Source organism: Pseudomonas sp. PDM24, from assembly GCF_019218905.1.
In the GTDB taxonomy this organism is placed as follows: Bacteria; Pseudomonadota; Gammaproteobacteria; order Pseudomonadales; family Pseudomonadaceae; genus Aquipseudomonas.
Window position 1 is genome coordinate 536,527 of record NZ_JAHUWR010000001.1, and the last position, 14,460, is coordinate 550,986.

Annotated in this window: 14 protein-coding genes and 4 tRNA genes; 14 read left to right on the plus strand and 4 right to left on the minus strand. The window is 56.5% G+C overall.

Going from position 1 to position 14,460, the window contains the following annotated elements; all coding sequences use genetic code 11:
* Window positions 1-121 precede the first annotated feature (121 nt).
* Window positions 122-1,276, plus strand: a complete 1,155-nt coding sequence (locus KW837_RS02490) for an MFS transporter (protein ID WP_123496524.1) — start codon at window positions 122-124, stop codon at window positions 1,274-1,276.
* A gap of 4 nt (window positions 1,277-1,280) precedes the next feature.
* Here KW837_RS02490 and nhaR read toward each other — a convergent pair whose 3' ends face one another.
* Window positions 1,281-2,180: a transcriptional activator NhaR gene (nhaR, locus tag KW837_RS02495; RefSeq protein ID WP_123496526.1), complete on the minus strand. Its 900-nt coding sequence runs from the start codon at window positions 2,178-2,180 to the stop codon at window positions 1,281-1,283.
* 181 nt (window positions 2,181-2,361) lie between these two features.
* On the opposite strand from nhaR, the gene KW837_RS02500 reads away from it, so the two are divergent.
* Together KW837_RS02500 and KW837_RS02505 are read left to right on the plus strand one after the other, a co-directional pair.
* Complete coding sequence (locus KW837_RS02500) at window positions 2,362-2,604, plus strand: hypothetical protein (protein ID WP_218394378.1); 243 nt, start codon at window positions 2,362-2,364, stop codon at window positions 2,602-2,604.
* Between the two features lie 27 nt (window positions 2,605-2,631).
* Complete coding sequence (locus KW837_RS02505) at window positions 2,632-3,381, plus strand: TerC family protein (RefSeq protein ID WP_123496530.1); 750 nt, start codon at window positions 2,632-2,634, stop codon at window positions 3,379-3,381.
* Window positions 3,382-3,460: 79 nt separating this feature from the next.
* Here the strand turns inward: KW837_RS02505 and KW837_RS02510 are convergent, their stop codons facing one another.
* Window positions 3,461-3,655, minus strand: a complete 195-nt coding sequence (locus KW837_RS02510; protein ID WP_123496532.1) for a hypothetical protein — start codon at window positions 3,653-3,655, stop codon at window positions 3,461-3,463.
* Window positions 3,656-3,802: 147 nt separating this feature from the next.
* Here KW837_RS02510 and KW837_RS02515 point away from each other — a divergent pair, with 147 nt between their 5' ends.
* The 3 genes from KW837_RS02515 to KW837_RS02525 all read left to right on the plus strand — a co-directional run bounded on the left by KW837_RS02515 (window position 3,803) and on the right by KW837_RS02525 (window position 5,079).
* Window positions 3,803-4,531, plus strand: coding sequence for a peptidase C39 family protein (locus KW837_RS02515; protein WP_218394379.1), 729 nt, complete (start codon window positions 3,803-3,805; stop codon window positions 4,529-4,531).
* A gap of 95 nt (window positions 4,532-4,626) precedes the next feature.
* Complete coding sequence (locus tag KW837_RS02520; protein WP_123496536.1) at window positions 4,627-4,842, plus strand: DUF6021 family protein; 216 nt, start codon at window positions 4,627-4,629, stop codon at window positions 4,840-4,842.
* A gap of 12 nt (window positions 4,843-4,854) precedes the next feature.
* On the plus strand, window positions 4,855-5,079 hold the full coding sequence (locus KW837_RS02525) for a hypothetical protein (protein ID WP_218394380.1): 225 nt from the start codon (window positions 4,855-4,857) through the stop codon (window positions 5,077-5,079).
* Between the two features lie 68 nt (window positions 5,080-5,147).
* On the opposite strand, the gene pbpG is transcribed toward KW837_RS02525, so the two are convergent.
* Window positions 5,148-6,086, minus strand: a complete 939-nt coding sequence (gene pbpG, locus KW837_RS02530) for a D-alanyl-D-alanine endopeptidase (protein ID WP_218394381.1) — start codon at window positions 6,084-6,086, stop codon at window positions 5,148-5,150.
* A 238-nt stretch (window positions 6,087-6,324) separates the two neighbouring features.
* Entirely contained in the window at window positions 6,325-7,179 is an 855-nt protein-coding gene (gene folD, locus KW837_RS02535) for a bifunctional methylenetetrahydrofolate dehydrogenase/methenyltetrahydrofolate cyclohydrolase FolD (protein WP_192342578.1), read from the minus strand.
* 275 nt (window positions 7,180-7,454) lie between these two features.
* On the opposite strand from folD, the gene KW837_RS02540 reads away from it, so the two are divergent.
* The 8 genes from KW837_RS02540 (at window position 7,455) to lon (ending at window position 14,432) form a co-directional block, all read left to right on the plus strand.
* Window positions 7,455-7,531 (plus strand) — tRNA-Arg (locus KW837_RS02540).
* A gap of 32 nt (window positions 7,532-7,563) precedes the next feature.
* Window positions 7,564-7,639, plus strand: a tRNA-His gene (locus tag KW837_RS02545).
* Between the two features lie 57 nt (window positions 7,640-7,696).
* Window positions 7,697-7,781: transfer RNA gene (locus KW837_RS02550), tRNA-Leu, on the plus strand.
* Between the two features lie 78 nt (window positions 7,782-7,859).
* A tRNA-His gene (locus KW837_RS02555) sits at window positions 7,860-7,935 on the plus strand.
* A gap of 400 nt (window positions 7,936-8,335) precedes the next feature.
* A complete protein-coding gene (tig, locus tag KW837_RS02560; RefSeq protein WP_218394382.1) occupies window positions 8,336-9,646 on the plus strand; it encodes a trigger factor in 1,311 nt (436 codons plus the stop codon).
* Between the two features lie 93 nt (window positions 9,647-9,739).
* Window positions 9,740-10,375, plus strand: a complete 636-nt coding sequence (gene clpP / locus KW837_RS02565) for an ATP-dependent Clp endopeptidase proteolytic subunit ClpP (protein ID WP_007901795.1) — start codon at window positions 9,740-9,742, stop codon at window positions 10,373-10,375.
* Between the two features lie 113 nt (window positions 10,376-10,488).
* On the plus strand, window positions 10,489-11,772 hold the full coding sequence (clpX, locus tag KW837_RS02570; RefSeq protein WP_007946893.1) for an ATP-dependent Clp protease ATP-binding subunit ClpX: 1,284 nt from the start codon (window positions 10,489-10,491) through the stop codon (window positions 11,770-11,772).
* 263 nt (window positions 11,773-12,035) lie between these two features.
* Window positions 12,036-14,432 carry an endopeptidase La gene (gene lon / locus KW837_RS02575; protein WP_008073094.1) on the plus strand — a complete coding sequence of 799 codons (2,397 nt, stop codon included), beginning with the start codon at window positions 12,036-12,038 and terminating at the stop codon, window positions 14,430-14,432.
* Window positions 14,433-14,460 lie beyond the last annotated feature (28 nt).

Genomic DNA, 14,460 nt, shown 5'->3' on the forward strand with positions numbered 1-14,460 from the left:
ATTTGCAGGTTCGTGCAACCTCGTCCGGAAACACTCTGTTAAGCTTCGCCATCCTCATTTTCAAGTTCTGCCAGTGAGCCTTCGGGCTGTCGCTGGTGTCGTCGTTTTCCTGGAGTTCTGCATGCTGTTGCCCATTCTTCTGTTGTCCGCCGCCGGTTTTACGGTGCTGACCACGGAATTCATCATCGTCGGGCTGTTGCCGGCAATCGCCCGTGATCTGGACGTCAGCATCCCTCAAGCGGGTTTGCTGGTGACACTGTTCGCCTTTACCGTAGCCGCTTTCGGGCCGTTCCTGACGGCGTACTTCGCCAGGTTTGAACGGCGCAAACTGTTTATCAGCGTGCTGATCATGTTCGGCCTGGCCAACACGCTGGCGGCACTGGCGCCGAACATCGGGGTGATGGCCATTGCGCGATTGATTCCGGCGCTGGGGCTGCCGGTGTTCTGGGCATTGGCCAGTGAAACTGCAGTGGACATCGTCGGGCCGGACTATGCCGGACGGGCCATCGCCAAGATCGGTTTCGGTATCGTCTGCGCCACGGTGTTCGGCATTCCGGTGGGTACGCTGATTTCCGATGCGTTCGGCTGGCGCAGTGCTTTCGGCATTCTGGCGGTGATCGCGTTTGCCAAGGCGTTGCTGCTGTTTATCTACCTGCCGAAAACCAACCTGCACCAGCATCAGGTGAGTTTTCGCTCGCAGTTCAAAATTCTGCGCAGCCCGTTGATGCTGGGGCATGTGCTGTTGTCGATCCTGGTGTTCAGCGGCATGTTCACCGCGTACACCTACCTGGCGGACATTCTTGAGCGGCTCGCCGGTTTCAACGGCACGGTGGTCGGCTGGTGCCTGATGGGCTTTGGCGCGGTCGGCTTGATCGGCAACTCGTTGGGCGGTCGTGCGGTGGATCGGCATCCGCTGATCGCTTCTGTGACGTTTTGTGCGTTCATGATTGCCGGCATGGTGGCCTTGGTGCCGAACATTCATTCACCCCTTGGTCTGGCGGCAGCGATGGGGATTTGGGGCGTGACTCAGGCCGCGCTGTTCCTGGTCAGCCACGTGCGCCTGATGAAGGCTGCGCCTGAAGCTCCGGCCTTTGCTGCATCGCTGAACATTGCCGGGGCCAACCTCGGAATCGGTCTGGGCGCGATGGTCGGTGGGCGAGTGATCGACAGTGTGGGCCTGGGTGGCCTGGGTTTCGCGGCGGCCGGTTTTATCTTGGTCTCGATTCTGTTGGCGATGGCGCTGATGACCTTCAAACCTCGCGAAATCTGCGCCTGACGCCTCACATCTCGACAAACAACTCGCGTCGGGCACCTTCGGTAATGGCGACAATGCCGGGGTGCTTGACCTTGCGTTCCACTGAGATGGCGTAGAACGACTCGCGCACCGCGTCGGTCTGGCCGATCAACTCCACGTCGCATTGGCGTTTCACTTCGTCGGCAATCACACTCGGGCCGATGAATATCCCGCTGCCGGATTGGCCGAAGGCCTGCATCAGGGCACTGTCGTCGAATTCGCCGACGATCCGCGGCTGGATCTGCTGTTCGGCAAACCAGCGTTGCAAGCGACTGCGCACCACGGTTTCCGGTCCGGGAATCAGCAGTGGGGCGCCGTGCAGGCTATGAGGGAAGTCCTGGCCATATCGCGCGGCCAGTTCGGCGGTGGCGAAGAAGCTGATGCCGCATTCGCCGAGCTTCTGGCTGTAGCCTTTGATGTCCAGATTCGAGGGCATCGGGCTGTCGGAGATCACCAGATCAAGGCGTTGAATCGCCAGGTCGGCAAGCAAACGTTCCAGTTTGTCTTCGCGACAGGTGATACGCAGGGGCTCGCTCAACTCCATGGTCGGTGCGATCAGGCGATAAACGATGGATTTGGGCACCACATCGGCGACGCCCACCCGAAACAGAATCTGTTGCTCATTGGGCTGCGCCCGCAGCATCAACTCCAGTTCGCCACCGAGTTGGAACATCTGCTCGGCGTAAGGGAGCGTCTGACGTCCGGCTTCGGTGAGTTCCAGCTGTCGGCCGACCCTTCGAAACAACTCGATGCCATAGGTTTGCTCGAGCAGGGAAATCTGCCCGCTGATGGTCTGTGGCGTCAGGTTCAATTGCTCGCAGGCGCGCACGATGCTGCCGGTCTTGGCTACGACCCAGAAGTAATGCAGCTGCCGGTAATTAAGCATGTCGGTGAAATCCCGTTGTTCACATCATCCGTAGGGTATACGCCATACACTGTCTGAATTCGTTAAAACCGAAGTATAACCGCTAAAAATACGAATTTTCCTGAAGTGTTTGCTTCCTTAGAATGCTTCGCCATCGACGGATCGCCTTTTCGGTTCTGTCTGTTCTATCGAGGGAAGCATCATGAAGCTTAAAACCACGGCACTGCTGATCACGTCTTTACTGGTGCTGGCTGGTTGCGACCAGGCCGAGAAAAGCGCTCAGCAATTGATGGGCAAGGCTGCCGAAACCGCCAAACAGGCGATTGACGATACCCACAAAGCGGCCGAGCAAGCGCTCAGCGATGCCACGGGCGGTTTGATCAGCAAGAAAGAACAACAGGCCAAAGAGACGGACAAAACCGACTCTTCGTCCCAGGAAATCTAAACCGTTCAAACGAGTCAGGACTGACCCATGGAATACCTTTTAGAACTTGCTGCAAGCCCCACTGCCTGGGTCGCCCTGGCCACGCTGGTGGTGATGGAAATCGTGCTCGGCATTGATAACCTGATCTTTATCTCGATCCTCACCAACAAGCTGCCCGAACAGCATCGCCAGAAGGCGCGACGGATTGGTATCGGCATGGCGTTGATCCTGCGCCTGGCACTGTTGAGCACCATCGCGTTCATCGTCCAGCTGACGGAGCCGGTGATCGAGATTCTCGGCCATGCGTTCTCCTGGAAAGACATGATCCTGATCGCCGGCGGCCTGTTCCTGTTGTGGAAGGCGACCACCGAGATCCATCACAGCATGGACCCGGCGCCGGATGATCCGACCTCGGCCACCTCGACTGTGACCCTGGGTTTTGCTGCTGCGATTGGGCAGATCCTGATGCTGGACATGGTGTTCTCCATCGACAGCATCATTACCGCCGTCGGCATGACCGAGCATTTGCCGATCATGATCATCGCGGTGGTGGTGTCGGTACTGGTGATGTTGCTGGCGGCTGACCCTCTGGCCAAGTTCATCAACGACAACCCGACGGTGGTGATGCTGGCGCTGGGCTTCCTGATCATGATTGGCATGACGCTGATCGCCGAAGGTTTTGGCGCCCACGTACCGAAAGGCTACGTCTATGCGGCCATGGCGTTCTCGGCCACGATCGAAGGCTTGAACATGCTGTCGCGTCGGGCCAGGCAGAAGCGCATCGCCGCTCAAGCGTAACCTTCGTTAAATGAAACGGCCGCCTGAACTCGAAAGAGTCCAGGCGGCCGTTTTAGTTTGAACGACCGAAAAGCGCCGGTCAGTGCGCGGTGGCGGGGTGGGCAGCCGGCTGATCGGTGTTCGCCACAGGCGCCGATTGAACCGGGTGGTGATGGTGCCGGCGGGTAATACGCAAAACGCCCCACAGCATGGCGGCGGCCACGGCCAGCCAGCCGGAGATCAACATTACAATGGTCATTGTCAGGCTCATCAGTGCCTCCTCTTTGCCCTGCATCGGGCACACATTCGTCCTTGGTAAGAGACAGTCTAGCCGCTGCTGTATTTCAGGCTATTGACCAAAAGTCGCCTGCCACCAACCAGTTCGCTCTATCGAATGCTATCAACTGCCGGTTAAGGCTATACCGCTGTCGCGCGGCATCCTATGATCGACGGCCAAGCCGGCTGTGCGATTGCCTGGCGTCTGAACAAGAGAGTGATAATGGTGCGGGTATTTTCTCGAATTCGATCTTTGGTGCTGATCGTTGGCTGCGTTGCCGGCCTGGCTGGCTGTGCGGGGAGCGTGGCGCCTGAGATCAAGCGTCTGCCGGAGCGGGTCGAACTCAGCGGTACGTTCTACCGTGGGCAAAGTTATCAAAGCGGGCCTCAGGTGCTGGCTAGTCTGCTGTCCCGGCAGGGCATCGTGATAACCCCGGGGTTGCTCGACAAACCCCTGCATTTGCCGGGTGCCGAAGATCGATTGCAACAGAACATGCAGAATCTTGCCCGTGAGTACGGGATGGTGGTCTATCCCCTTGACAGCCATTTGCCGGCGCTGCTGGCCCAGGTTGCGGCCGGTTACCCGGTGATGGTGCGCTTTACTGAAGGCTCAGCGTTCTGGGCGGAGCCGCGATACGCCATTCTCGCCGGTTACAATCGTCAGAAGCAGACGGTGTTGCTGCGCGCCGGGATGGATCGTCGGTTGCTGATGGGGTTCAGCGCCTTTGAATCGGCGTTCGAGAATGCCGGTGGCTGGGCCGTATTGATTCAGAAGCCGGACGAGATTCCGGCCAATGTCGATCAGCAGCGCTGGCTGAAGGCGGCGAGCGATCTTGCCCAGTCAGGTCAAGAGCAGGCGGCGGCCCGGGCGAAAAAAGCGTTGAGCGCGCAGTAGTTTCCGTTCGTCATCTTGCAGGGCACCACTCAGGGTTATTGGCCTCTCATGTAAAGGGCCCGGATTACTTTCCGGGTCGTGACCAGGAGGCGCCCATGGCTCATTCCAATACCCCTGTCGGCCCGCACTCATCCGAGCATTCGTCCGATAATGAGTTGGGATTCGACCCTGATTCTCCAGACCTCGCCGATCCTCAGGTCGATCCCATCGGCCCTGCCAAGGCGCCCAAGGATATAAAGCCGGGTGAGGCGGGCAAGAAGGCTCCCGCGAAGCCTTACGATCCACTGGGCGATCTGAAACCCAAGACCTAGTCAGAGGTGCATATGTCTACCGATTCGAGCTTCGACGACAAACGTCCAGATCCTCCAGACAGTGTTCCAACAACCCCCGAGGCGGATCTGGATCCGGTGATGGACCCGGACAGTCCGTTACGGGACCCATTGGCCAGACCGACCGTGGTTACCACAAAACATCCGCAAGGCTGGAAAGACCCGAGTGCGGGGGACGGCATTCCGGATGACGATCAGATGCCGTTGCCCAATGATTAATCCCGAATAAAAAGCCCCGAATATTAGGGGCTTTTTATTAGGGGCTTTCGTTTGGAGGCGTTTCGAGTTTACTTCGATGCTTCAACCACACCGCTTTGGCGATGCTTGAGATTCTTGTCGGATTTGTACTGCAGGGCTACGGACGGCACGTTGGCGCTCTTGCCGGTTTCGACCCAGCTGCGAATCCGGCTGGCATCGGCAAAGTGCGTGTACTTGCCGAAGGCATCGAGAATCACCAGCGCCATCGGCCGATCTCCCATGTGGGTCACCAGCACCAGGCAGTGACCGGCCGCGTTGGTAAAGCCGGTTTTGGTCAGTTTGATGTCCCAGTTAGGCTTGTTGACCAAATGGTCGGTGTTGCGGAAACCCAAGCTGTAGTTGGGTTTGCGGAACGAAACGGTTTTTTCCTTGGTGGTGGTCAATTGAGTCAACAGCGGGTACTTGTGTGCGGCGATCAGCAGTTTGCTCAAATCGCGAGCGGTGGACACATTGCGAGGAGAGAGGCCCGTCGGTTCGACAAAGTGGGTGCTGGTCATTCCCAGCGCTTTGGCTTTGGCGTTCATGGCGGCAATGAACGCGACATAGCCGCCCGGATAGTGATGGGCCAGACTCGCAGCGGCACGGTTTTCCGAGGACATCAGGGCAATCAGCAGCATTTCTCGGCGTGGCAATTCGCTTTTGAGTTTGACCCGGGAAAACACGCCTTTCATTTCCGGGGTGTCGCTGATGTTGATGGAAAGATACTCGTCCATGTTCTGCCGGGCTTCTACCACCACCAGGCCAGTCATCAGTTTGCTGACGGATGCGATTGGCACTACGACGTCAGGGTTGCTGGCATAGATCACTTTGTTGGTTTGCATATCCATCAGCAAGACACTGCCGGAAGCGATCTTCAGTTGTGAAGTGTCTCGGGGTGCGGCAGTGGTTTCTGCAGCGTTGATCGTTGGCGTGGTGAAAGTCCCTGTAAATGCAAAAAACAGGCTCAGGATTGAAAGACGGATTTTCACGCTGGCGGACTCATAAAGGGTGGATATACCGTTTTGTAACGGGCTGTTTCTTTAAAAAGCGACGCATTTTAGGAGTATGGCTGAAGAACTGTCGATGGTTGTTCGATGTTCAGATGAAAGTGCCTGGGCGCCTGATAAAAACGGGCTTTTCCGGCGGATGGTCGAGCTTTTTCTGCAGGCAAAAAGAACCCCGCGACTGGCGGGGTTCCTTTATGCGGCGCTGCAAGCCAGCGTGAACTCAGCCGTGCAGTGTTTCCGCGGCGTACAGCGTGTTTTCCAGCAGGCAGGCGCGGGTCATAGGGCCAACGCCACCCGGTACCGGCGTGATCCAGCCGGCGCGGGGCAGGGCGGTTTCATAGATCACGTCACCGACCAGCTTGCCGTCTTCCTGGCGATTGATGCCAACGTCGATCACGATCGCGCCTTCCTTGATCCACTCACCTTTGACCAGGCCCGGCTTGCCGGCGGCAACCACCACCAGGTCGGCGCGACCGACATGGCCCGCCAGATCCTTGGTGAAGCGGTGGGTAACGGTCACGGTGCAACCGGCCAGCAGCAGTTCCATTGCCATCGGGCGACCAACAATGTTGGAAGCCCCGACAATGACCGCGTCCATTCCGTATAGATCGGCACCGGTGCTTTCCAGCAGCGTCATGATGCCTTTAGGTGTGCACGGACGCAGCAGCGGAATACGCTGGGCCAGACGGCCGACGTTATAAGGGTGGAAACCGTCGACATCCTTGTCAGGACGAATGCGTTCCAGCAATTTGGAGGCGTCCAGATGCTCAGGTAAGGGCAGTTGAAGCAGAACGCCGTCAATCGCCGGGTCATCGTTCAGGCGATCGATCAGATCGGTCAGTGCTTCTTGAGTGGTTTCGGCAGGCAGGTCGTAGGCTTGGGAAAGGAAGCCGACCTCTTCACAGTCTTTACGCTTGTGCGAGACATAAACCTGAGAGGCAGGATCGCTGCCGACCAGGATCACCGCGAGGCCAGGCGTGCGCAGACCTTGCTGGCGACGCTCGGCGACTCGTTTGGCGATCTGCTGGCGCAGGCTGGCGGCGATCGATTTGCCGTCGATTAGTTGTGCAGTCATTGCGCGTGATTAACCATCGAGAGGGGAAAAAAAGAGAGCGCATTCTCGCATGTCATGAGGTGAGGGCAAAGGCGCTTGGTCTGCAAATTCCCCTAACCCCTTTAATTAAATGAATTTTTTTTAAAAAGGATTTGACGACCTCTGGGGGGCTCTATACTATTCGTCGCACTTGTCGGGCACAGCCTAGCACTGGTTGAGAAGGTCGAGCGGAGTTACGCTTCCGCAAGGCTGAAAAGCACTTAGTTTGTAGTCCTTCAAGGGTACAGATTAACAAGGCGCCCGTAGCTCAGCTGGATAGAGCATCCGCCTTCTAAGCGGATGGTCGCAGGTTCGAGTCCTGCCGGGTGCGCCATTAGGCAACTTTGGCACAAGTAACGCGATATGGTGGGCGTAGCTCAGTTGGTAGAGCACGGGATTGTGACTCCCGTTGTCGTGGGTTCGATCCCCATCGTCCACCCCATATTTCGAAAGGCGCCAGATTAACAGTCTGGCGCCTTTGCTTTAACAGCTTCAATCCGCGGATGTGGTGGAATTGGTAGACACACTGGATTTAGGTTCCAGCGCCGCGAGGCGTAAGAGTTCGAGTCTCTTCATCCGCACCAAATAAAGCTTCACTCTTGCCGCTTGGCTTGGTTGGGGCTCAGCAAAGAAGTTGTTTGGCTTCTTTGTCATGCAATATGGTGGGCGTAGCTCAGTTGGTAGAGCACGGGATTGTGACTCCCGTTGTCGTGGGTTCGATCCCCATCGTCCACCCCATATTTCGAAAGGCGCCAGATTTAACAGTCTGGCGCCTTTTTTGTTTCAGTTGTTTGAGTGTCGACGACTGCAGGTTGTGGGTCGCAGGGGCAGGTCGTTTCATCGTATTTATGTTTCTTGATGATGCGCGATTTGCCCGCCGATCCCCTCGCGGGGACGGCTGTCAGGGATGGATTGCCGATTCCTTCTATATATAGAAGGATTGGTGCAGAGCCTTGGCATGACTGGCTGTATTTGCTAACAGGGCGAGGCATAACCGTTTGTCCCCGCCTATAAATTGCCTGCTGCTTTTTTACCCGTTTTCAGTAGGGTGACTTCTTGAGTTTGACCCACTAGAATGCATGCCCTTGATTCTGGGGTCGGAAACGGCCGGCTAACGTCTGTGCAACGAGGAATATCCATGCAAGTTTCTGTTGAAAATACTACTGCTCTTGAGCGCCGCATGAGCGTCACCGTGCCGGCTGAGCGCATCGAGAGCCAGGTCAACAAGCGTCTGCAGCAGACCGCCCAAAAGGCCAAGATTGCTGGCTTCCGTCCAGGCAAAGTGCCAATGAGCGAAATCAAGCGCCGTTTCGGTGCTGACGCTCGCCAGGAAGCTGTAGGCGACGTAATCCAGTCTTCTTTCTACGAAGCTGTGGTTGAGCAGAAGCTGAACCCGGCTGGTCAGCCTTCGATCGAGCCTAAATCCCTGGAAGCAGGCAAGGACCTGGAATACGTAGCCGTATTCGAAGTGTTCCCGGAGTTCACCGTTGCCGGTTTCGAAGGTATCGCTGTCGAGCGCCTGAGCGCTGACGTGGCTGATGCCGATCTGGACAAGATGCTGGAAATCCTGCGCAAGCAGAACACCCGTTTCGACGTCGCCGATCGCGCTGCTCAGAACGAAGATCAACTGAACATCGATTTCGTCGGCAAGGTCGACGGTGAAGTGTTCGCTGGCGGTTCCGCCAAAGGCACCCAGCTGGTGCTGGGTTCCGGCCGCATGATCCCAGGCTTCGAAGACGGTCTGGTCGGCACTAAAGCCGGCGAAGAGCGCGTTCTGAACCTGACCTTCCCTGAGGACTATCAGAACCTCGACCTGGCAGGCAAAGCCGCTGAGTTCACCGTGACCGTGAACACCGTTTCCGAGCCTAAACTGCCAGAGCTGACCGAAGAATTCTTCGCTCAATTCGGCATCAAGGAAACCGGTCTGGAAGGCTTCCGCACCGAAGTTCGCAAGAACATGGAGCGCGAACTGCGTCAGGCGATCAAATCCAAGGTCAAGAATCAGGTTATGGACGGTCTGCTGGCCACCAACCCGATCGAAGTGCCAAAGGCGCTGCTGTCCAACGAAGTTGACCGTCTGCGCGTGCAGGCTGTTCAGCAGTTCGGCGGCAACATCAAGCCTGACCAACTGCCGGCCGAGCTGTTCGAAGAGCAAGCCAAGCGCCGCGTTGTGCTGGGTCTGATCGTGGCTGAAGTGGTCAAGCAATTCGACCTCAAGCCTGACGAAGCCCGCGTTCGCGAGATGATTCAGGAAATGGCTTCGGCTTACCAGGAGCCTGAGCAGGTTGTGTCCTGGTACTACAAGAACGACCAGCAACTGAACGAAGTCCGTTCGGTTGTGCTGGAAGAACAAGTTGTGGATACTGTTCTGCAGAAAGCTAGCGTGACCGACAAATCGGTCTCTTACGAAGAAGCTGTCAAGCCGGTAGAAGCTCCACAAGCCGACTGATCGTTTTTGCGGTAAGAAGCACACACCATAAGCCAGCCTTCGTGCTGGCTTATGCGTATTCAAGACATAACTATTTGGGAGTGACTGCAGAGCATGTTCCGTAATTCCTATATTCAGCAGAACTCTGATATCCAGGCCGCAGGCGGCCTGGTCCCGATGGTTGTCGAGCAGTCTGCTCGTGGCGAGCGCGCCTATGACATCTACTCGCGCCTTCTCAAGGAGCGAGTGATTTTTCTGGTTGGTCCGGTAGAGGACTACATGGCCAACCTGATCTGTGCGCAACTGCTGTTCCTTGAAGCGGAAAACCCGGACAAGGACATCCATCTCTATATCAACTCCCCGGGCGGTTCGGTGACGGCGGGCATGTCGATCTATGACACCATGCAGTTCATCAAGCCAAACGTATCGACCACCTGTATCGGTCAGGCGTGCAGCATGGGCGCGTTTCTTCTGACGGCCGGTGCCCAGGGCAAGCGTTACTGCCTGCCGAACTCGCGTGTGATGATTCACCAGCCACTGGGCGGTTTCCAGGGCCAGGCTTCGGATATCGAAATCCATGCCAAGGAAATCCTCTTCATTCGTGAGCGTCTCAACACGCTGATGGCCAAGCATAGCGGGCGCACTCTTGAAGAAATCGAGCGCGATACCAACCGCGATAATTTCATGAGCGCTGAAGCCGCGCGTGAATACGGGTTGATCGATGAAGTGATCAACCAGCGCCCCGCTTAATAATAAGCAGCTCAAAATAGGGTTGGTCAGCTGGTCTGATCACCGGCGGGCTTGAAAAAGCCCGCAATAGCCTTCATCTTGTGTTGCAAGCCTATCGGATTTGGATCGAACGAATGACTGACACCCGCAACGGCGAGGACAACGGCAAGCTGCTCTATTGCTCCTTCTGTGGCAAAAGCCAGCATGAAGTACGCAAATTGATTGCCGGCCCCTCGGTCTTTATCTGCGACGAGTGCGTCGACCTGTGCAATGACATCATCCGTGAGGAGGTGCAGGAAGCCCAGGCCGAAAGCAGCGCGCATAAATTGCCTTCGCCTAAAGAAATCAGCGGCATCCTTGATCAGTACGTGATTGGTCAGGAGCGTGCGAAAAAGGTTCTGGCCGTAGCGGTGTACAACCACTACAAGCGTTTGAACCAGCGTGACAAAAAGAATGACGACGTCGAACTCGGCAAAAGCAACATCTTGCTGATCGGCCCGACAGGCTCGGGTAAAACCCTGCTTGCCGAAACACTGGCCCGCTTGCTGAACGTTCCGTTCACCATCGCCGACGCAACCACCCTCACCGAGGCGGGTTATGTAGGTGAAGATGTCGAGAACATCATTCAGAAGCTGCTGCAGAAGTGCGATTACGATGTAGAAAAAGCCCAGATGGGTATCGTCTACATCGATGAGATCGACAAGATCTCACGTAAATCTGACAACCCGTCGATCACTCGGGACGTTTCCGGTGAAGGCGTGCAGCAGGCCCTGCTCAAGTTGATCGAAGGTACGGTCGCTTCCGTTCCACCTCAAGGTGGTCGCAAGCATCCGCAGCAGGAATTCCTTCAGGTCGACACCCGTAACATCCTGTTCATCTGCGGTGGTGCGTTCTCCGGTCTGGAAAAGGTTATTCAAAACCGTTCCACCAAGGGTGGCATTGGTTTCAACGCGGAAGTGCGCAGCAAGGAAGAAGGAAAGAAAGTCGGTGAATCCCTGCGTGAAGTCGAGCCTGACGATCTGGTCAAGTTCGGTCTGATCCCGGAGTTCGTTGGTCGTCTGCCGGTACTTGCTACGCTGGACGAGCTTGATGAGGCTGCGTTGATGCAGATTCTCACCGAGCCGAAAAATGCTCTGACCAAACAGTATGCCAAGCTGTTCGAGATGGAAGGCGTGGACCTGGAATTCCGGGCTGACGCGCTGAAATCGGTCGCCAAACGTGCCCTGGAACGCAAAACCGGTGCCCGTGGTCTGCGTTCGATTCTCGAAGGTGTATTGCTCGACACTATGTATGAAATCCCCTCGCAGTCCGAGGTGAGTAAAGTAGTGATCGATGAAAGCGTTATAGAAGGCAAGTCCAAGCCACTGTATATCTACGAAAACAGTGAGCCGGCTGCCAAGGCAGCGCCAGACGCCTGAGCGTCACACTGCTGAAATAAAGAAGGGGCCTTCGGGCCCCTTTGCTATTGTGGGCGCTGGCTTGTCGGATCGCCGAACCGCTGCGAAGGCAGCATGACATCCGACCTTTTTGGATGTATCCGGACCCACGCAGGCGCTACCGTAAGCGGCGATCTTTAAAGTGGTTTTTTTATCCGCTTGTTTTTTTTGAAAACAGCCCCCATCTTGGTTTCAAGCTTACTTCCATCTGTTTACGGCCTTATGGCCGCCGTAGAGGCGAAATCATGAAGACAACCATCGAATTGCCTCTCCTGCCATTGCGTGATGTCGTGGTTTATCCGCACATGGTTATCCCGCTGTTCGTGGGGCGCGAGAAATCCATCGAAGCCCTCGAGGCAGCGATGACGGGCGACAAGCAGATCCTTCTGCTGGCTCAGCGAAATCCTGCTGACGACGATCCCGGTGAAGAAGCACTTTATCGCGTAGGCACCATCGCTACCGTTCTGCAGCTGCTCAAGCTGCCTGACGGCACGGTCAAGGTTCTTGTCGAAGGCGAGCAGCGGGGCGCCGTGGAGCGCTTCAGCGAAGTCGACGGCCACTGCCGTGCCGAAGTTTCGCTGATCGACGAAGTCGACGCGCCTGAGCGCGAGTCGGAAGTGTTTGTCCGCAGCCTGCTGGCTCAATTCGAACAATATGTGCAGCTGGGCAAGAAAGTCCCCGCTGAAGTCCTGTCGTCGCTTAACAGCATCGACGAGCCAGGCCGCCTGGTTGACACCATGGCCGCGCACATGGCCCTGAAAATCGAGCAGAAGCAGGAAATCCTCGAAATCATCGATTTGTCGGCCCGGGTCGAGCACGTTCTGGCGTTGCTGGATGCCGAGATCGATCTGCTGCAAGTCGAAAAACGCATTCGCGGCCGCGTTAAAAAGCAAATGGAGCGCAGCCAGCGCGAGTACTACCTGAATGAGCAGATGAAGGCCATTCAGAAAGAACTGGGCGACAGCGACGAAGGCCACAACGAAATCGAAGAGCTGAAGAAGCGTATCGATGCCGCCGGCCTGCCGAAAGACGCGTTGGCCAAGGCTCAGGCCGAACTGAACAAGCTCAAGCAAATGTCGCCAATGTCCGCAGAAGCGACGGTGGTGCGTTCGTATATCGACTGGCTGGTTCAAGTGCCGTGGAAGGCCCAGAGCAAGGTGCGTCTGGACCTCGCTCGTGCCGAAGACATTCTCGACGCCGACCACTATGGTCTGGAAGAAGTCAAAGAGCGGATCCTCGAATACCTCGCCGTGCAGAAGCGCGTGAAGAAGATTCGTGGTCCGGTGCTGTGCCTGGTCGGTCCTCCCGGGGTGGGTAAAACCTCTCTGGCGGAGTCGATCGCTCACGCCACCAACCGCAAATTCGTACGCATGGCCCTCGGTGGTGTGCGCGATGAGGCGGAAATTCGTGGTCATCGCCGGACTTATATCGGTTCGATGCCAGGAAGATTGATTCAAAAAATGACAAAGGTGGGCGTCCGCAACCCGCTGTTCCTGCTCGATGAAATCGACAAAATGGGCAGCGACATGCGTGGCGATCCGGCGTCGGCGTTGCTGGAAGTGCTCGATCCCGAGCAGAACCACAACTTCAACGATCACTATCTGGAAGTCGATTACGACCTGTCCGATGTGATGTTCCTGTGCACCTCCAACTCCATGAACATTCCGCCGGCGCTGCTGGACCGGATGGAAGTGATTCGTCTGCCGGGTTACACCGAAGACGAGAAGATCAACATCGCTGTCAAATACCTTTCGCCGAAGCAGATTACGGCCAATGGACTGAAGAAAGGCGAGCTGGAATTCGACGCCGAAGCGATCCGCGACATCATCCGCTACTACACCCGCGAAGCCGGTGTACGTGGGCTGGAGCGCCAGATTGCCAAGGTTTGCCGCAAGGCGGTCAAAGAGCATGCGATGGAAAAACGCTTCTCGGTGAAGGTCACTGCCGACATGCTCGAGCACTTCCTGGGCGTGCGTAAATTCCGCTACGGTCTGGCTGAGTCGCAGGATCAGATCGGTCAGGTCACAGGCTTGGCGTGGACTCAGGTCGGTGGCGAATTGCTGACCATCGAAGCCGCGGTCGTGCCGGGTAAAGGCCAGTTGATCAAAACCGGTTCTCTGGGTGACGTGATGGTCGAATCGATCACCGCAGCCCTGACCGTTGTCCGCAGCCGTGCGAAGAGCCTGGGGATTCCTCTGGACTTCCACGAGAAGCGCGACACCCACATCCATATGCCTGAAGGGGCAACGCCGAAAGATGGCCCTAGCGCCGGTGTAGGTATGTGCACGGCCCTGGTGTCAGCATTGACTGGCATTCCTGTACGCGCAGATGTTGCCATGACCGGCGAAATCACCTTGCGTGGGCAGGTGTTGGCGATTGGTGGTTTGAAAGAAAAACTGCTGGCTGCTCACCGTGGTGGAATCAAGACGGTGATCATTCCTGAAGAGAACGTACGCGATCTGAAGGAAATTCCTGACAATATCAAGCAAGATCTACAGATTAAACCAGTTAAATGGATTGACGAGGTCCTGCAAATTGCGCTGCAATACGCGCCGGAGCCCTTGCCGGATGTGGTTCCGGAGATCGTTGCAAAGGATGAAAAACGCGAGACTGACTCTAAGGAAAGAATTAGCACGCATTAGTACGCATTTGCCTGGGGGGCTTGTTGAC